Annotated in this window: 16 protein-coding genes and 5 pseudogenes; 10 read left to right on the top strand and 11 right to left on the bottom strand. The window is 66.4% G+C overall.

The features are described from left to right. Positions 1-13 precede the first annotated feature (13 nt). The 5 genes and pseudogenes from ABZ565_RS33530 to ABZ565_RS33550 form a co-directional block, all read right to left on the bottom strand. A pseudogene (locus tag ABZ565_RS33530) lies at positions 14-1,146 on the bottom strand (Tn3 family transposase). A 380-nt stretch (positions 1,147-1,526) separates the two neighbouring features. Then, positions 1,527-1,808 carry a hypothetical protein gene (locus tag ABZ565_RS33535; protein ID WP_361035545.1) on the bottom strand — a complete coding sequence of 94 codons (282 nt, stop codon included), beginning with the start codon at positions 1,806-1,808 and terminating at the stop codon, positions 1,527-1,529. A gap of 3 nt (positions 1,809-1,811) precedes the next feature. Beyond that, complete coding sequence (locus tag ABZ565_RS33540; RefSeq protein WP_361035548.1) at positions 1,812-2,471, bottom strand: DUF4158 domain-containing protein; 660 nt, start codon at positions 2,469-2,471, stop codon at positions 1,812-1,814. A 477-nt stretch (positions 2,472-2,948) separates the two neighbouring features. After that, complete coding sequence (locus tag ABZ565_RS33545) at positions 2,949-3,521, bottom strand: hypothetical protein (protein WP_361035590.1); 573 nt, start codon at positions 3,519-3,521, stop codon at positions 2,949-2,951. 315 nt (positions 3,522-3,836) lie between these two features. Next, positions 3,837-4,286 (bottom strand): MarR family transcriptional regulator, encoded by a 450-nt coding sequence (locus ABZ565_RS33550; protein WP_361035551.1) that lies wholly within the window; start codon positions 4,284-4,286, stop codon positions 3,837-3,839. Between the two features lie 72 nt (positions 4,287-4,358). On the opposite strand from ABZ565_RS33550, the gene ABZ565_RS33555 reads away from it, so the two are divergent. The 4 genes and pseudogenes from ABZ565_RS33555 (at position 4,359) to ABZ565_RS33570 (ending at position 8,250) form a co-directional block, all read left to right on the top strand. Continuing rightward, complete coding sequence (locus tag ABZ565_RS33555) at positions 4,359-5,594, top strand: alpha/beta fold hydrolase (protein ID WP_361035554.1); 1,236 nt, start codon at positions 4,359-4,361, stop codon at positions 5,592-5,594. Between the two features lie 80 nt (positions 5,595-5,674). After that, positions 5,675-5,950 (top strand): LysR family transcriptional regulator, encoded by a 276-nt coding sequence (locus tag ABZ565_RS33560; protein ID WP_361035557.1) that lies wholly within the window; start codon positions 5,675-5,677, stop codon positions 5,948-5,950. 210 nt (positions 5,951-6,160) lie between these two features. After that, a pseudogene (locus ABZ565_RS33565) lies at positions 6,161-6,909 on the top strand (SDR family oxidoreductase). Between the two features lie 711 nt (positions 6,910-7,620). Continuing rightward, on the top strand, positions 7,621-8,250 hold the full coding sequence (locus ABZ565_RS33570) for a hypothetical protein (RefSeq protein WP_361035560.1): 630 nt from the start codon (positions 7,621-7,623) through the stop codon (positions 8,248-8,250). 192 nt (positions 8,251-8,442) lie between these two features. Here ABZ565_RS33570 and ABZ565_RS33575 read toward each other — a convergent pair whose 3' ends face one another. Next, positions 8,443-9,024, bottom strand: a complete 582-nt coding sequence (locus ABZ565_RS33575; protein ID WP_361035563.1) for an SUKH-4 family immunity protein — start codon at positions 9,022-9,024, stop codon at positions 8,443-8,445. Between the two features lie 266 nt (positions 9,025-9,290). Next, positions 9,291-9,884: pseudogene (locus tag ABZ565_RS33580) on the bottom strand (transposase); the annotation flags it as partial. On the opposite strand from ABZ565_RS33580, the gene ABZ565_RS33585 reads away from it, so the two are divergent. Beyond that, positions 9,864-10,337 carry a hypothetical protein gene (locus tag ABZ565_RS33585; RefSeq protein WP_361035566.1) on the top strand — a complete coding sequence of 158 codons (474 nt, stop codon included), beginning with the start codon at positions 9,864-9,866 and terminating at the stop codon, positions 10,335-10,337. The pseudogene ABZ565_RS33580 and the gene ABZ565_RS33585 sit on opposite strands and share 21 nt — an antisense overlap. A 136-nt stretch (positions 10,338-10,473) precedes the next feature. Here ABZ565_RS33585 and ABZ565_RS33590 read toward each other — a convergent pair whose 3' ends face one another. Beyond that, positions 10,474-10,638 carry a hypothetical protein gene (locus ABZ565_RS33590; RefSeq protein ID WP_361035569.1) on the bottom strand — a complete coding sequence of 55 codons (165 nt, stop codon included), beginning with the start codon at positions 10,636-10,638 and terminating at the stop codon, positions 10,474-10,476. Between the two features lie 270 nt (positions 10,639-10,908). Between ABZ565_RS33590 and ABZ565_RS33595 the strand changes: the two are divergent. After that, positions 10,909-11,031, top strand: a pseudogene (locus ABZ565_RS33595) (AAA family ATPase); the annotation flags it as partial. 43 nt (positions 11,032-11,074) lie between these two features. Here ABZ565_RS33595 and ABZ565_RS33600 read toward each other — a convergent pair. Next, positions 11,075-11,803, bottom strand: coding sequence for an SMI1/KNR4 family protein (locus ABZ565_RS33600; protein WP_361035572.1), 729 nt, complete (start codon positions 11,801-11,803; stop codon positions 11,075-11,077). Between the two features lie 254 nt (positions 11,804-12,057). Between ABZ565_RS33600 and ABZ565_RS33605 the strand changes: the two genes are divergently transcribed. Then, positions 12,058-12,807 (top strand): transposase family protein, encoded by a 750-nt coding sequence (locus ABZ565_RS33605; RefSeq protein ID WP_361035575.1) that lies wholly within the window; start codon positions 12,058-12,060, stop codon positions 12,805-12,807. A gap of 6 nt (positions 12,808-12,813) precedes the next feature. Here ABZ565_RS33605 and ABZ565_RS33610 read toward each other — a convergent pair whose 3' ends face one another. Further along, complete coding sequence (locus ABZ565_RS33610; protein WP_361035578.1) at positions 12,814-13,083, bottom strand: hypothetical protein; 270 nt, start codon at positions 13,081-13,083, stop codon at positions 12,814-12,816. Positions 13,084-13,200: 117 nt separating this feature from the next. Further along, complete coding sequence (locus ABZ565_RS33615) at positions 13,201-13,323, bottom strand: hypothetical protein (RefSeq protein ID WP_361035581.1); 123 nt, start codon at positions 13,321-13,323, stop codon at positions 13,201-13,203. Between the two features lie 767 nt (positions 13,324-14,090). Here ABZ565_RS33615 and ABZ565_RS33620 point away from each other — a divergent pair. From ABZ565_RS33620 to ABZ565_RS33630, 3 genes and pseudogenes are all read left to right on the top strand, one after another. After that, positions 14,091-15,074 (top strand): hypothetical protein, encoded by a 984-nt coding sequence (locus ABZ565_RS33620; RefSeq protein WP_361035584.1) that lies wholly within the window; start codon positions 14,091-14,093, stop codon positions 15,072-15,074. 498 nt (positions 15,075-15,572) lie between these two features. After that, a pseudogene (locus ABZ565_RS33625) lies at positions 15,573-16,398 on the top strand (site-specific integrase); the annotation flags it as partial. Between the two features lie 239 nt (positions 16,399-16,637). Then, positions 16,638-16,973 carry a hypothetical protein gene (locus tag ABZ565_RS33630; protein WP_361035587.1) on the top strand — a complete coding sequence of 112 codons (336 nt, stop codon included), beginning with the start codon at positions 16,638-16,640 and terminating at the stop codon, positions 16,971-16,973. The last annotated feature ends 450 nt before the right edge of the window (positions 16,974-17,423 follow it).

Consider the following 17,423-nt stretch of genomic DNA (forward strand, 5'->3'; position numbering starts at 1 on the left):
GGGCGATGAGTTCTCAGCGGATCGGGCGGGTCAGCGCCGGGGTCAGCTGCGGGTAGGCGTCCGGTTCACCGGCCACCGGCCGGTGCAGCTTCACCTTGTTGATCCGCTTGATACGCGGTAGCAGGTCGAAGTTCAGCAGCCTCGTGATACCAAATCCGATTTCCGACTGGCCATGCGAGTCCGTGTAGTTGGCCTCGACGTCCATGGTGGTGCCGTGCCGCATGGCGCCCTCGATCATCGCGGCGACCTCGGAGGCGGTGCAGTTGATCAGCTGGGAGTGGATGGCCAGGACTTCTTCTCCACATGCCAGTAGATGAGCACCCCGCGGCCGCCGTAGCGCGAGTGCCACTCGGTGAACAGATTCTGGTCGTAGGCACGGACGTGAGTGGAGTCCGAGGCGACGGCGGTCGAGCCCTGGCCCCACAACTCGGTGCTACGGGCGGCGAAGGTGGCGTTCGCGATCTGGACGGCGATGGCGCGGGCGGCCTCGGCGGACAGGTACCGGCGCCGCACGTACCGCAGCTCATCCTCGGTGTGCCCGTGGCCGCCGGAGGCCACGGCCTTGATCCCGGTGTTCGTGCCGTACGCGTAGGTGACCAGCAGCAGGCGTTCGGCCAGCACCTCCGGTGAGAGGCTGCCGCCGCCGCAGACGGAGGTGACCGCGTCCAGGCAGCCGGTCCGCAGCACCGCTTCCTTCAGCATGTCGACGAGCGGCACGATGCCCCAACGCCTCTGTACCTCGGCCTTGACCCTGCGTAGGTTGCGCGGCTCGGGCTGGGCCTCGGCCGCCGTGAGCCGGATCGCCCCGGACTTGCGTTCGGCGATGTCCAGCCAGGGCAGCTTCGGCATCCGGTCATTCAGGAGGGTCAGTTCGGCCGTCATCTGCTCGCGTAGCTCGTCGACGAACACCGCGGCGTCCAGCGGCTTGCGCAGCGCCCGGTAGTTCTCCGCCCGCCTCGCATCGAAGTCCTGCGGCAGGTCCTCATCCGGGTTGCGCCACTTGTCGGCGCCGACCACCCAGATCTCCTTGCACTTGAGCTGATCGCGCAGGGCCTGGAAGGCGACGACCTCGTAGACCATGCGCACCACCCGGCACCGGCCCCGCTTGTCGGTGCGGTGCACGACCTCCGCCCAGTCCCCGCCCATCGCCTTGTGGACCGGCACCGTCTCGCCCAGCGGGTAGTACGTCGTGTTTCCCGCGTTCGCGTACCGGGCCACCAGCGCCAGGGACTCGATCACCGGCCGGTGGGCGTGGTTGGAGGAGCGAAACTCCAGCACGTCCAGCAGCTTGATCAGCCCACGCCGGTAGTGGTTGGTGTACGAAGCCTTCAACGTGGTCTGCACCGTACGCCGGTAGACCGGCCCCCGGGTCTTGAACTCGTGCACCAGCCCCCGCAGCGTCGCCTCGCCCCCTGACACCGCCGGGAACACGACCTGGCGGACCGTCCCCTCCGGGGTGCCCAGCGACGCCTCGGCGAGCTTGAAGAGGATGTTCTCCTTGCCCGACACCTTCTTGAACGCGTTGATCAGCTGCTCGGTGACCTTCTTCTCCGCCCGTGCCCCGATCCGGTGCCCGTGGAGATCAGCAGCTCCACCAGCGTGTCGGTGATCTCCCGCACCCGCTCGTGCAGCAGCGCGGCCGGCAAGGTCACCCGCAGCGGTACCGGGTGCGTCCGCAGGTGGGAAGGCGACTCCACCGCGGCCCGCGCCCGCCAGCCGGCCACCACCTTCGGCGCGACGTCGATGAACAGATCCCGTTGCAGACCGATCGCCCGCACCGCCAGGAGCTTGTCGATCTCGGTGAGCATTGTTTACAGGCTCACGTTGCCCGGCGCTTCCTTGACCTTCGCCAGAACCGGCGGCGCGTTCTCACTCTTCGCGCCGCCGCCCGCGGGGCCGTCGTCGTCCTGGTCGGCGCCGGCCACCAGAGCCACGATCCGCTCGATGCTCTCCGCGGTCAGCCGAGAGGAGATCAGGGCCGTCAGCGACTTCTCGGCCGCCCGCAGAGCAGCCGCCACGATCCGGTCGCACCGTCCCGACGTGGGAGGCTCGGCACTGTCCGCGCGGCAGCGGACCAGCAGTTCCACCCGGACCTGCTCGGGCCTGCGCTCCTTGTGCGCGCCGTGCTCGGCCAGATACGCCGTCAGCTTCTCCGCGTCCGCGACGCTGCATTCGCGGAAGCCGAGGTGCTCCCGGATCTGTCCGCGGTGGTACTCGACCGTGCGGCCTGCCCATTCGTAGGACTCCAGTTCCGAGGCGGGAACCTGCACCTGCCGGGTGACGAACTCCACGGCCTCGCCCGGCAGCTCTGCCCGGTTCCGGGGGAACCGGCCGTACTGCGTATAGAACTTCAGCAGCATGGCGAAGCCCAGTCGCGTCGCTCCGCGCTTGCCGGACACGAGCGCCTGCTCGTCCTTCAGCAGCGTCCAGTGCTCGACGAGTTCATCCAGGTCCAACGGAGTACGGGCCACGATCGCCGATCGTCCTCGTGGGGCCTCACTCACCGGAGCCGTACAACCAAGGACTCACCCACACGGGTCACACCGTCGCAAGATCACTGCCGTTTGCCGCTGGTGACAGCGTTCTTACCGGCACCCCAAGTCGCACGGCCGCATGCCCTCGCCTGCCGCCTCACGAACAGACACGTCACCACTCGTGACAGCCACACTGCCACCTGAGCACCTTGACCAAAGACATAGGGGCACCCCCCGCAGGACGGCTGCCGCGCTCGTACCGGCTGTCCCGAGGTTCCCGTACACCGAAGACGTGGCAGAGCCCCAGCCGCCAGAACTCTGGTGCCGGGGCTCTGCTTCAGCTCCCCTGCGGACGGCGCGGGTGTCTGCCCACCCGGGACGGATTTCACCGGTGAGACGGTGCCGGACCGGCCGCGACTGACTCTGCGTGGGGCCACCGGCACTGGACCAGGCTGGTCCTTGTCCGCTGAAGGTTCAGACGGTGCTGCGAGGGGCGTGATCGAAGAACCGGTGTGTTGTGGCGACAGGGATCTCACGGGCACCCGAGTAGGAACGGGGCAGTGGGTCGTTGGTCGCCGCGATGACCTGGCAGGCGTAGCCATCGGAGGACGCGTCGGATGCGACATCGATGGGGGTGTCGATGAGACGGTCCCTGGTGGCCCGGTCGACGGCCCCGAGATCGGCGAGGGGCGAGTCGATGATCAGCAGCGGTGGCACGCGGACGGCGGATTCGACGCGCCCCAGGTCGCGCAGGGACAGCAGCGCGCCGACGTTGATGATGATCTTGGGGCTACCCGTTACAGAACAAACGGGGAAGGCCTTGTCGGGCTCGTTGCGTACCTTGCTGCGGGTGGTGAAGTCGACGGGGTTGATGTAGGCGGTCTCGACGTCCGGGTTGATCTGCTGCAGCCGGGCGAGGAACAGCTCGGTCGAAGCAAGCCGGCCGAGAGGCTCGCAGAGGAACGGCGGCGGCTGCACCCGTTGCGGCGCGAGCCGTTCACCGCCACCTTCGGCACCACCCGCCGGGTCAGGCCCACCCGACTTCACCGCCCCGCACACAGCACTGCGTCCGGCAGCTCGAACAACTCGTCGCGCCTGTCGGGCGCAGAGTAGTAGATGTCAGTAAGGAGGGTCCTGCCAGTGGACGTCCTCGTGGACTTCGCCGTGCTCCTTGGTCCAGCTGTGCAATCCTCTGAAGGTCCTGGCTCCGGCTGTTCGTGAGTCAGGACAGGAGTAGTTGACGAGATCCTGTCCGATCGGAAGATCGGGCGGGATCCTCGTCGTTTCCGGGGTCAGCCCCTCGTCTTGAGGCGTTCCCGGTGCCCCTGCGCCGCTCCTCGTGCACCGTTCTTCATCAGTCGGTCACGCGCCCTTGCGGTGGTTCTGTGTGATGTCCGTGACAGTGGCGAGGAGTGCGCGCAGGTGGCTCTGGTCGGCTTCGGAGAGGTGGGTGCGCAAGGTGCGTTCCAGGGTGAGGACCTCGTTGTCGGCGCTGCCGAGGATCTCGCGTCCTGTCTGAGTGATCCGTGTTTCGCGTACGTGCCGGTGGGTGGGGTGCGGCGCGCGTTCGACCCAGCCGGCCTTCTCGAGCTTGACCACGGTCTCGTTCATCGCCTGCGGGGTGACGAAGCAGCGGCGGGCGAGCTCGGCGCTGGTGATGCCGGGGGTCTCATCGAGCAGGATCATCACGTTGTACTGCGCCACCGTCATGCCCGCCGCGCGCACTGCGGCGTTTTTGGCGTTCTGCGTGGCTTGTTCGGCGACCTTGATCGCAGTGAGCAGGCGATGGGTCGGGGAAAAGTCAGGGTCCATGTGAGGAGTATAGATTCCAGACTAGTATCAGGTAGCCTGATTGATGTACGGAGCCCGAAAGGAATTGCTGTTGTGAGTACCTCCCCCGTCTCCCACCCCTCAGACGTCACCCGCGCCTACCTCGATGCCTTCGGCCGAGGCGACACCGAAGCCGCGCTCGCCCTTCTCCGGGAAGATGTCGTCTGGCATGTCGACGGTGCTCCCGAGGTGCCGACCATCGGCCTGCGGCAGGGCAAGGCCCGGATCAGGGAGTGGATGGACGGTTTCCCGCCGGCCTTCGAGCCGCGCGGCTTCCGTGTCTTCAGCGTTGCCGACGACGGCGACAGCGCGTTGGTCACCGGCTGGTTCCGCTATCTCGTACGGGCCACGCAGAGCACCGTCGAAGGCGACTTCACCATGCGGTTCACGGTCCGGGACGGGCTGATCAGCCACTACCAGATCTTCGAGGACTCCCTCGCGCTGGCGCGCGCTTTCCGGGCCGAGCAAGCCACTGCCGCGTCGGATGCCCGGCTGCGCGTCAACGACACCGTGTACGCCTACGACGACATCGGGGAAGGGCCGGTCGTGCTGTTCCTGCACGGCCTGTTCCTGGACCGGACCGTCTTCGCCGCGCAGGCGGGCGCCCTCGCCGAGGGCTGCCGCTGCATCAGCGTCGACCTGCCGGGGCACGGAGGCAGCACCTGGCCATCGCAGGGATGGACGCTTGACGACATCGCCGACGACATCGCTCTCATGGTTCAGGAGAAGGGTTGGGGTCCGGTCACCGTGGTCGGGCAGTCCCAAGGCGGCATGGTGGCCATGCGGCTGGCGGCCCGCCGGCCCGACCTGGTCGCCCGCATGGCACTCGTGGGCACCAGCGCCCGCGCCGAACCCGCCGATCGTATCGACACCTGGCAGCAGCGCCGCACCCTCCTGGGTACAGCCTTGGACACGGCCGGTGTGGCACTTGCCGAGGAGATCCAGAACATGGCGACCCACCCGGACTGGCGCGCCACCCACCCCGAAGAAGCCCGCGCCGAGCGCCGGCTCGTCGCCGCCCAGAACCCGGGCGCCATGCAGCTCGCGCTGGACGCGGCAGTACTGCACCGCCCCGACGGACGGCACCTGCTGACCGGAATCCAGGCGCCCACACTCGTCATGGCGGGCGAGAACGATCTGGCAATGCCAGTGGAGCTGTCCGCCGAGCTCGCCGAACACATCCCCGACGCCCGGCTGGAAATCCTCGACGGTGTCGCCCACCACGCACCATTGGAAGCCCCGGAGCAGGTCAGCCGGCTGCTTTCCCGCTTCGTGCGCAACGGGCTCTGACTGGGCTGGCTTCCGTGGCTGCCGATCCACTGCCGGTGCCGATATTCCGCCGCGTCCTTCCTGGACCAGGCGCCCAGGCCGTGGCCCGTTACAAGCACATCAGCCGGGCCGCGCAGGAGCTGCGCGTCGCGCAGCCCTCCGTGAGCCGGACGATCAGCCGGCCCGAGTCGGAGCTCGGCGTGCGCCTCTTCGACCGTCAGGGGCGTCGGATACGACGCAACGATTGTGGCGTCGCATATCTGGGGCGGGTCGACAAGCCTTGGCCGAACTGGAGGACGGGCGCCCCCTCGGTCTCTCCCGCTCCGGGCTCCCGGTTGCACGGTGTGAGTTCAAACAGGACGCTGACGAAGCTTTGAGGCACCCTGCGTTACGACGCACCCAGCACGTCGAAGAAGCAGACGGCGATCTCCTGCGCATCCTCGAAGGGCCCAGGAGGCTCCTGTCACACTGCGCGACATCGGAGCTCATTTACGGGCCAGTCATTCGAACCTGTCCGGCGGATCAGGCATGCGAAAACGGTGGAGCGGGAGCGCTGGCACCAGTACGTTCAACGTCTCTCCGCTCGACTGGGAGGAACAGTACTCAAAGGCATAACGGCCGTCGTCACGGGCGGATCCCGGGGGATCGGCCGGGCGATTGTCGAACGCCTGTGCCGTGAGGGCTTCGACGTAGTCTTCAACTACTCCACCAGCGAGGACGCCGCTGCCGACGTCGTCCGCGATGTTCAGTCGGACGGTGGCAAGGTCCGGTCGGTGCGCCTCGACCTGAAGAAGCCCGAGACGCCGGAGCAGCTGATGGAAACTGCAGAGGCGCACCTCGGCGGCTTGGACATCCTGGTCAACAACGCGGCGATAGCCCCCAGCCCGGTCCCACTTGCACAGACCGAGACGGAAGTATTCGACAGCGTGATGGCGATCAATACCAAGTCGGTCTTCCTCACAATGCGTTATGCAGCCAGACAGATGCGCGACGGCGGACGGATCGTGAACATCTCGACCATGAACACCGTGCGTCCCGTGCCGGGGATCGGTCCGTACGCCGCCAGCAAGGGCGCGATCGAGCAGCTGACCGCAGTCGCAGCCCGGTAATTCGGACCCCGAGGCATGACGGTCAACACTGTCTCTCCCGGCGCGACGGACACGGAAATGCTCCGTGGTGCAACCCCCCCATAGACGCTCCAGGCGGTCGCCGGGATGACACCTCTCGGCCGCCTCGGGAGGCGTCCGACGTGGCCGCTGTCGTCGCGTTTCTCACGAGTCCGGAGGGCAGGTGGATCACTGGCCAGAATCTGCGGGTGACGGGCGGGCTGGCCTGAGATCAGATAGAGCTGGCAGGAGCTGGGCGGCGCGCACACAGAAAGCGCCCGGACGAGACCGAGGCCGGCGAGCACGGCGTTGCGGGCACCCTGGCGGAGTACGAGGTACATCGCCGCGGCGTCACCACCTCCCCGGCGGCCGTGGGGGCGAACTGTGGACCGTGAGGGAACCCTGTGCTCCGACCGCCGGATGGCCGGCCGCGAACGGCGCCTGCCCTTCAGGACACGTGCGCCGTCCGCTGCGGGCCACCGCGCTCTCCGTGCGGTGCCTCTCCTCGATGGGTGGGGTTACTGCCTCGCGGACGTGGGCATGCTGCGGTCCAACCCGACCGTGTTTGGGCCGGTCGCCTCGAACCCAGTCTTCCTTCCGCCTGATCGAGACCCTCGCCGCCCCGAGGAGGCCCTGCGGGCGCTCCGTTCCGCGCGGGCCCGAGCCCAGCACAGTGACCGGATAGGGATGGTCGGCGTTGGGCAAGGTGCTGTCCTGGCGGTGTCATGTGGGCGGCGACCTGTCTGCGAGAGGAGAGTTGTAGTGCAGCCATCCGGCACGGCTGAATTCCCGGAAGTCGCGGAGACGGCGTTGTGGACCTTGTATCACCGTGCGGCGGAGGCGGCCCGGAAGGACACCGTCCTGGCAGACCCGCAGGCAGTGCGGCTGGTAGGTCAGCTGGACTTTCCATTCCGCCCAGACTCGCCCGTGTTCGGCCTTGGGTGGCCCAGGCCCTTGCCCTCCGCTCCCTCGCGTTCGAGGCCCTCCGCGCGTACAAGCAGGATTTCCTCAGACGCCAGGGCCTTGACGGCTCCCGGCCGCTCCACGACACCGGCCACCTGACCCGCTGCCGCCACCCGGACTCCCCGCTGGCGCGCGGCCGGGTGCTCGTCGCGGGGGACGCCGCCGCTCTCGTAGACCACTGGTCCCGGGAGGGCATCTCCTACGCGCTGCGCTCGGGTGACCTCGCGGGCAGGGCCGCCGCCCGCCTCATGGACATTGCCGATGAGGAGGTGGACGCCGTCACCGGCGATTACGGATGGCAGGTCACCGAGACCCTCGGCGCGGAGATGGGGGCCAGCAGGATCTTGATGGGATATGCACCGGAAACGGCCAGTGCATTGAGCGCCATCGTCTCGGACCGCAGCGGCAGCGCGGTCGACTGGACGGCGGCGACCATGGTCGTGGCCGCTTGGGGTGGGAGCTACACCGACAAGGCCCGCGATCTGCTCGGCGCAGTGGCGGCTGACAACGGCCTCAGTCTGCGCGAGCGAGCCGTGGCCGTCGACGGACTTCTGTGGCTTCAGCAACAAACCTCGAATCGTGGGCGGCAGACCGCGACGGAGGTATGAGCCCGCTAGGAAATGAGCGTTCGTACAGGACACTGTTGACGAACCCTGCGGACGTTGCTGAGGGTCCGCCAGCCGGTGCAGCGATGCGGCGGTGGCGTTGACCTGCAACAGCGCTCGTCTGTCGGTCGTTTCGACGACGGTAATGCCGGTTGCTGCGGGGCAGTTGACTTGCTCGTGAGCCAGTGCGAAGCGCTACGTGTACATGCCGCCGTGCAGGTTGTCGAAGAGCTCGACCCACTCGCTGTACTCGTGAGCGAAGGGGAGCGGGTCCACCTCGCGGATGCGGGCCATCAGCGCCTCCACCTCCTGCTGGCGGCGGGCGTCGGCGTACTCCGCATCTTCGTACCCGGCGTCGTAGGAGCCGATGTAGTCCAGGAACAGGGCCGTTGTCTGCATGAGGGAGGAGATGTCCTGGTGGATGGCGATGGCCTGCATGCCGCCCTCGCTGTACTGGTAGACCGTGCCCGTGCGCGGGTCGATCGTGACCGCGTTGATCGGGAAGTTACCGATCTTGACGACGGTCGTGACGCCCTCGGGGGTCTTCCAGCCCTCGGCGGCCTTGGCCACGCAGTCCCAGACGAAGTCCGCATCGAACTCCTCGGGCAGGTAGAAGCCGATCTCGTACTCCTCGGCGCTGGGCAGTCCCACGCCGGTGAGAAAGGCCAGCGTCTCGCCATCGAAGCCGTACTGCCGGGCCGTCGCCTCGGGCAGGCGGGTGACATCCTCCACCAGGCTGATGTCCGCCAGCGTGTCATGGTCAACGTTGAAGAGCACTCGCTCGCCTCACTTGCCCTTCCTCGCGGCCTCCATGGCCGCGCCGTGCGATTCCGTCATCATTACGGCACTCAGACCGTGCTGACGATGTCATGAGTCTGATGAAGTACGCGGCCGAACAGGCGGGCAGCGAATGAGCGACGCGCGGTGGGAGCGGCCTCCCGCCGGGCGGGAGCCGGCGGGAGCTGCGCTGCTGTCGTGGATGGCAGACCCGCAGGCACCGCATCTGTGCACCGTTACGGGGAGCGCGCGAACCGGCAAGTCACAACTTGAATCAGCTGGTCAAGCGTGGTCCCGGCGGGCCAGTAGGCGATGTAGTAGGAGATCTCCCCGGGCCGGCGGACACTGCGGCGGGCGATCACCCAGTGCCGCCGGTCTTCCCGGTGCCAGGGGCAAACCTCGACCCTCGCCCAGTCGAAGATCCGTGGCCCGTGGGAGCCGTTGCCGCACGAGCGGCGCTTCCATTTCTGCCGCGGCAGATCATGGAACAGGTCATGAACCGGGTGATCCATGGCCCAGCGGGTGACCACGGTGTCGTGCCGGGTGGTGGCCAGGACGTGGAAGACATCGGCCCGCTCGAGCTCGGTCCGCCAGCTCTTGGAGTAGCCGTAGCTGGCGTCCGCGGTCACCCACCCGAACGGGATCTTCTCCTCGGCCGCCCGGCGGACCATTGCCCTGGCCATCGCGACCTTGGTCTCGAAGACGACCTCGTCGTCTACGACGCCGCCTACGCGGACTTCAGTAATGCCGTGCTGGCGCGTGTGAACCTCCAACAGCGTCTCCACTTGCCGCCTGTGCGCCTGGCGCCGGCCCGTGTGGCCCGGTCCATCCTCATCGGTATGTTCGCCACCAGCCCGCATCTGCGGGTGATGTTCCGCGAGCTTGCCGAAGACCTCCTCAACCGGCGTGATCGCATCACGATGCCGGACGGAGCCAGTCTGCGCCTGGCCATATGCCTGGACCGGCGCACCCGTTTGGCGGGCATGTACAACGCCGTCCGGGTCATTGAGCACACGCAGCACTACGACGTCTTCTCGGAGGTCTACTTCCGCCCCCTGGCCTGGGCCCTCACCCCCAGCGGCCGGGGGAGTGCGCATCATGCCGGTCAGTCGGTGGTGGATGGGCAAGGGTGGGCTGTTGTCGACCACTGGCTGCAGTACGGCGAGGACCGAACGGCAGCCGATCTCCGATCGCTGTGCCGGGCCCCGCTACCCGCAGTGCTCCATCCGCTGAACGGCCAAGACCGTGACGCGTGGATGGAGTTTATGAGTGACAAGGTCACCGCGATCCTTGAAGGCCAGATACCCTCCTGAGCCGACAGCATGGTGGCGACGTCGTATCCCACGATCCCGGCACCCCGAACAGTTCCATGACGCGACTCAGCTTCTGGTTCTTGGCGAGCACGGGGGCCCTGCTGGCCGCAGCTTCAGTACTGCGGCCAGCCGAGATTCACCGGCGGATCTGGATGGTGATGGCGGGAGCCGCGACGGCAAGCAGAGCCAGTCCGACCGGCGGGGAGACCGTCAGTGCGATGACCGTACCGCCCACGGTGCAGACCGCCGTGTATCCGAAGGTCATCCATCGCAGGAACCGGCTGGACTTCTCACCGGCCACGTCTGGGAGCTCAGCTCGCGGGCTGGGCTCGGTGCGCTCTCCTGTTTCGCGATTGGGGACCCGGAGCACCAAGTGCTTGCCGGCGTCGGTGCTCCGAGGCCCCCGATTGGACTCGGCTGGAGAAGCCCTCCAGGCCGCCTGTGGGGCCCTGTTCAGCTCCCCACACATCAAATGATGTAGCCCGTCTGAGGGGTCGTCCGGTACTCTCAACTACGCATTGAGCCTTTTCAACGTGGCCACGATCGAGTGACGCCGGGGTCACGACGGGGCCCCCGCCTCTGCGCAGCCATCGTCGACCGCCTCACCTTCGGCAGCAACATCATCGAAACCGGGACCGACTCCTACCGCCTCGCCACAACACGAGCACGAGCCGAACAGCAGTCTCTGGGCTGACTCCAGCCTTGGGAGCCTGGCCGATATGGCCGCATGATTGTGGTCAGCAGTAGTCGTTGAGCCAGTCTGCCGGGATCAGGTTCCGAGCTCGGTCGAGGTCTTCTGCCGTCCGGCCACGGGCAAAAATGGCTGCGCCAGCGTCGTCGCGCAGCAGGGCGTCCTGGCCCAGGAACCATCGGCTCCCGTTTTCGTCATCACCGGTGGGATACAGCGGGAACGGCAGCCGGACGAAGTTCTCCTCCAGCGACTCGACGTCGGACTCATCGGAGTCAAGGAAGTCGCAGCGCTCTTCATCGGCATGCAGGGATTCGGACAGAACAATCTCAATGAAGCACAGGGAAAGGCGCTCCAGCCAGCCTTCCCACCGTTCGGCGCTCTTGTCCGCCAGATCAGTCCGGCTAAACACCGCAGGGTCATCGTCCTGCAGGCTATCGAGGAGGATGCCCCAAGACGCCGCGCCTTGATTCTCATGCCGGAAGACCAGGGCCTGTCCGGCCTCATCCACATAGAGCTCGGCCGGGCCGAGGAGCACGTCGTAGTTACTGGTCAGATCCTGGCGGCGCCCGAACAGCAGATACGCCTCGCGCAACGCAGCCGGAAGCCGCACTCCGAGCCTCTCCTCAGCTGCGGCCAGATCGGTCTCTGACCACCCGTCGGTGACCTCCAGAGGGCTGGCCCAATGACCAGCAAAGCCTCGGATGAAGCTCCAAGCGCCGCTGCGTCCCCTGACGCCGTCAACGAGGGAGGCAGCAAGATCGAACTCATGTGTCATATCAAGACGATATCCGTCCCGATCTGCAGCCCTGGCCATGCCCCGACACACCAGCCACGCGCTCTCGAAACCCACCAACGTTCTCGACCCGATTGATCAACATCCGTTCTCCGAACTCGACATCAATTGAGCGTTTTCAGCGTTGTCACTGACCGGGCGACGGTGCGGTGTGGGGTCGGGGTGTGCAACGGACAGGGCTCCCGCGCCGTTGAGGGAGGTGTTTGGCGTCTCAACTCAACTACACAGGAGCCCTGTTGGTTCCGTATCCTGCCGCACTCGACCTGCCTCACGCCTTGGTCGAGTGGCTCACGATGCTCATCGTCACCCGTGAAGGTGACCGCCGGTGCAAACTCCCGCCGCACTGTCGTGCGCTGATCGCACTCGTGTACCTGCGTCGCCACGACACCCTCGCCCGTATCGCCTCGGCCTTCGGGATATCGGTCGGCACCGCCCATGCCTACGTCACAGCGGTCACCGGCCTGCTCGCCGAGCAGGCACCGGGCCTGCTGAAGACGCTACGCGCACACGATCCGGACTTCGTTCTCCTGGACGGCACACTCGCGGAGTGCGACCGCGTCGGTGACGGCAGGGCCGACTACTCCTCGAAGCACAAGCGGCACGGGGTGAACGTGCAGGTCGTCACAGACCTCGGCGGGGAAATCCTCTGGCTTTCGCCGGCATTGCCGGGCCGGACCCACGATCTGACAGCCGCCCGCAACCACAAGATCCTTCGGGTCTGTGCGCGGCAGGGCGTCCCGATCCTCGCCGACATGGCCTACATCGGCGCCGGCGACTGGGTCACCACCGCCAAGCGCCGCCCACCAGGCGGCGAACTCACCACCACCGAGCAGACCGCGAACCGGGCCCTGTCCGCAGCCCGTGTACCCGTCGAGCGAGGCATGGCACGACTGAAGTCATGGCAGATCTTCCGCAGATCCTGTATCAGCCCCAACCGCATGAGCGTCATCGCCCAAGCCGTCCTCACCCTGGAGAGGCAACGCTGAAAACGCTCACTGTTCCGTGCACCGGTTCGGTTCGACCGCGCAGGGGCGGCGGACGGGCTGCTTTCCCAGTGACATGACGGATGTGGAGTGGGTTGAGGTTCGTGCCGCGATGCCGGTGCCGGCTGGGCCCGCGAACGCGGCAAAGTCGGTGGTCACCTTGCCACGGCCGATGCCGGCCTCGTTGTCCCAGACCAGCATCCGTGGGACCGCGTTCCAGCAAATCAGCAGCTTCCAGTGTCCGTCGATCGGGTCGCCGGTGGTGCGGGTGGGCAGCATCCGTGCGGCAATGATCCGCGACTAACCCGAGACCATCACGAGGACCGGCGGGCGTCCGCTCTCCGCGTATCCCAGCGGGATGTCGACCGGAGGGAACCATAGATCGCACTGGGCCAGCTAGCCGGGCTGATACGTCGTGCGCGAGACCGGATCGATGGGGAGATAGGCCGGACGCAACTCGCGGACCCGGTCCTTGAGGACCGTCATGTCCTTCTCCCAGCCGATCCGCTCGGCGATCACGGTCGTCGCATGGTCGGAGTCTGCTTCAGCGGTTCCCGGATCTGCGGCTCGACCGCGTCCTCCTCAGCCGCTGACCGTGTCGGACACCCGGCGGCGGTGACCATCCGTCAGTCCTGCACCAAAAGTGACCCAGAACCACGATTCACCCGTCGCCGACAGCATCCTGAACCTCTACGCCCAGTAGCAGCTTTGGGCCTGGCTGTCGCCCTGCGCCGCACCAGAGTATTCAGATCTCGCCATACGCAGCTGAGCCAGTCAGGCCCAGCGGACGAATCCCGCTTCTTCTGCTAGCCTCCCGATCTCCCAGACTCGCAGGTGTGGCGACAGGAGCGTGGCAGATGCGGCGACGGAGTATTGCTGGGGTGCTGCTCGGCATGACAATGGCGGTCGGTCTGCTGGGCGGGTGCAGCGATGACTCGGGCAAGGATGACCAGTCACACTCGAAGGGGTCGCCGACGCAGCTGGCCAAGTTGGCCCTACCAGACGCATATGACAACGGGCACGGGTGGGACGCGACCCTTGACTGGATTCCCCAGCGCGCGACTTCGCTGCCAGTCACTGTGCTCAGATCCGGGAGTGTGGGGCTTATAGATAAGTCCTCGGGCCGGTACTCGGTACGACTGCGGGAGGGGGCTACCGGGGAAATCCGCTGGTCAGCGAAGGCATGGATGCCTCCCGCGCCTGTCGAAGGTGCAGAAGGGGATGCGGAGAAACCTGCGGAGATTCCCGGGCTGGTCTCAGTTGAGAAGAGTGGCCGGGAGTATCTCGTGGCGTGGGCGCACGGCATGCAGGGAAGGGATGAATTGCACGAAGGTAAGGAGGTAGTGCGGCTGGCCGTGTACGCAGCCGGCTCCCGAGGGGATGCGGTGGTACCGCTGCGCGAAATTTCCGTCCCCGTCGCTGCCGCCCCTGGAGAAACACACGTGCTCGATGACGGGCATCGCCTCATGGTCACCTGGGGCAGTAACCAGGGGGGCCCGCACGGTACGGGCGCTGCGGTGGTGGACGCGGTCAGCGGGAAGGTGGATCCGAGGAATCACGCCAACATAGAAATGGAGGTGTGTCCTCCGGGGCGGTCCTGTTCCGGCGCTGCATTCGTCGCCATCAGCAAGGCCGGGCCAGTACTGGCGAACACCGACAATCTGGGTGGCTTCGGGGTTCCCGGCACTTGGAAGAGTCCCGATGTGACGCCGAAGGGCTTTGCGCGCACGACCGGCCCTATGGACGAGTTCAACGGACGTGCCTACGGCGCTGTCGGTACGCATCTTCTGACGGCATGGGAGGGTGGCAGGTATCCCAACGGGAGCGGCCCGGTAATTATGGTCCAGGACGTGGCCACGGGGCGAGTTGAGGCTCAGGTTGAATGCGGCGGGTTGCTCGATGCCGTGGACGAGTGGGGGCACCAAATCACGGCTTCGCCGAAGGGCCGATACCTGGCAGCAGGGCCGGTAGCTTTTGACCTCCAACAGGAGAAGGGAATCTGCCTGGAAGGGGATGGGGACCGTAAAGATGTCTCGCTGACTTCCATCACCGACGAAGGTATGGGCTATGGAATTGTCGACGGGACTGACTCATCGGACCGCCCAATCCATGTGCAGGTTCCATTCGAGACAGCACGCCCCGAGGCTCTCAGAACGGGCACACTCATCCCCTTCGCCCAGGGCGCCGAATACGGGATGATGACCCAGCGAGTCGCTGGCGGCCCCGTCAAGGTCTACGCCCGTCCGCTGCGCTCGGCTGCCACCGACTAGGTAAATGTGTGACTGCGTTGTGGTAAACCGGATCTTGTTCGAGCGGCGGCCGCACCCGAACCCCCGTCCAGATGGTCACCCCCGCTGGGTAGCCTTGCAGCGTCGGACCGGGGTGGTGTGGTTACCACTCCGGCCGGGTCTTGCGAAAAGGGCCGCACTGGTCCTCCTGGAGAAATGGGCGCAAGAAGTCAACTGGGGAACCCCGGCCACTGGCCGCAAACCTTCGCCGGGGTTCCCACCCGGAAACGCTACATCCTCCGGATGCCGGCCCACGTCCCTGCATTCGATTAATGGCGCCTTGGCGATTTACTGCTTAACTCCGCAGTGCGGACCGGTCATAAAGCGACACATCTTGAACTGCAACGTAAATTCGCGTGCCGCCCCCGTAACTTCTCCCGCTTCCGCCACCCCCACCCCTTCGGCACTTGCCGACGGCGAGCACCCGCAGGGAACGTAGAGCAGCCCCACTGCAGTCCTCCGTCGACGCTGGGGCGGCGGCTGCAGGACGGCGGCTTCGAGGTGTCGACGATCGAGGGCATCTTCGACATCCTCTCCAGCATCCTGGGCATGGCCGTGGAGGACGGGCTGCTGCCGAAGAACCCGTGCAAGTCGAAGTCGGTCAAGCTGCCGACCACGACCAAGAAGAAGAGCGTCCCTTGGCCCCCGGAGCGCGTGCGTGCCGTCATCGCCGGGCTGCCTGAGCTGACTGAGCCCTTCCAGGCAGCCGGCAAGCTCGCCTTCGGGTGCGGCCTACGTCAAGGGGAGGTCTTCGCCTTCGCCGTCGAGGACATCGACTGCAAAGGCGGCTGTATCCACGTCAACCACCAGGTGCGGCTCGTCGGCATGAAGCCGGTTTTCGCTCTGCCTAAGGGCAACCGCATCCGGTCAGTGCCGCTGTCGGCACAGTTGGCCACTGCCCTCAAGGCCCGCATGAGGCGATTCCCACCCACGGGGGTCACGCTTCCCTGGGCGAAGTCCGACGGCGAGCCCAAGACCTTCCGGCTGCTTGTCGTCGACGAGAAGAACCGGGCGTACAATCGCAGCGTTTCCAACATGGGCGCCTGCAAGCGAGCCCTGGTCGCAGCCGGAGTGATCCCGCCCCGCGAGCGCTGGGGCGAGGTATCTCCAGGCGGCCCCGGAGGACGGCATGCACGCCCTCCAGCACGCGTACGCCTCCGTGCTCCTGGACGCGGGGGAGAGCATCAAGGCGCTCTCCGAGTACCTCGGCCACTCGGACCCGGGCTTCACGCTCCGAACGTACACGCACCTGCTGCCATCCAGCGGGAGACGGACCCGCAAGGCGATCGACGATGCTTTCACCGAACCCAGGGAGTTTGAACTGCGGAGTGCAGCAGCGGGTGCGATTGAGGGTCTCAGTTGCGAACCGCGGTCTGAGACAGCTGGGGGCCTCAGCTTGATCACATGCATCAGGCCTCGGACCTCAGCTTCCAGGCCGCCAACTGATGTTGAACGCTGTCTGTGGATGAGCATGAGGCGGACGACGATGGCGTCGACGGAGTTGAAGCCGAGGGGAGTGTCAGTGGGTAGCAGTACCGTCGGAGCATGACTGTGTGGCCGCCAATTGATCGTGACGATCTTCGCAAGGCCCGTGGTGACGCGGGCTTCGATACCGTCCTCCCGCTGCTGATTAGGCGCTTGATAGCCGAGACCGCAAGCGGCTTGGAATCGCTGGACATGCCCGGCGGGTCCGGAACTGCCGTCGGCGGATACGACGGCATCGTCACAGCGTCGCGACCGTCGGCGTTCGTGCCCGAGGGAACTTCGGTGTGGGAGCTGTCTGTTAGCGGCGGCAATAGCAAGGCCGAGGATGACTACGAGAAAAGGATCAAAGGCCCGAATCGCGACCCAAGACGTCACCTACATAGAAGTCGTCCTTGACACGTGGAGAGATGCTCGAAACTGGGCCGAGCGTCACACCGAAGATGGTCGGTGGCGGCAGGTACGTGGGTAGAACCTCGACGGGATCGATGCATGGCTGGAGCAAGCGCCGGCCACCACGGCATGGCTTGCTGCCCGGCTGGGGAAGGCACTGCCGGGCGTGCGGTCTCTGGACTCGTGGTGGACGGACAGTTGGCTCCGATCGACGCGCATCCCGCTGGACCGAACGGTGGTGCTGGCAGGAAGAGAGAAGGCGGCCGCCGACTTTGGTGCCCTCCTCGCCACCGGCCGGTCGGTAACCACGCTAGGTGGTGATCTGCGTCCCGATGAAGTCTGCGCTTTCGTCGCCGCTGTCCTAGAGGTTGTCCCGTAACTGCTGGTCAGGGGTGAGATGATCTTGCCGTGACTGGTGTGATCACGGCGTCGGAGCCCTCCTGGATAGGTCCGTTC

This window comes from Streptomyces sp. NPDC016469 (genome assembly GCF_040632905.1).
Lineage (GTDB): Bacteria > Actinomycetota > Actinomycetes > Streptomycetales > Streptomycetaceae > Streptomyces.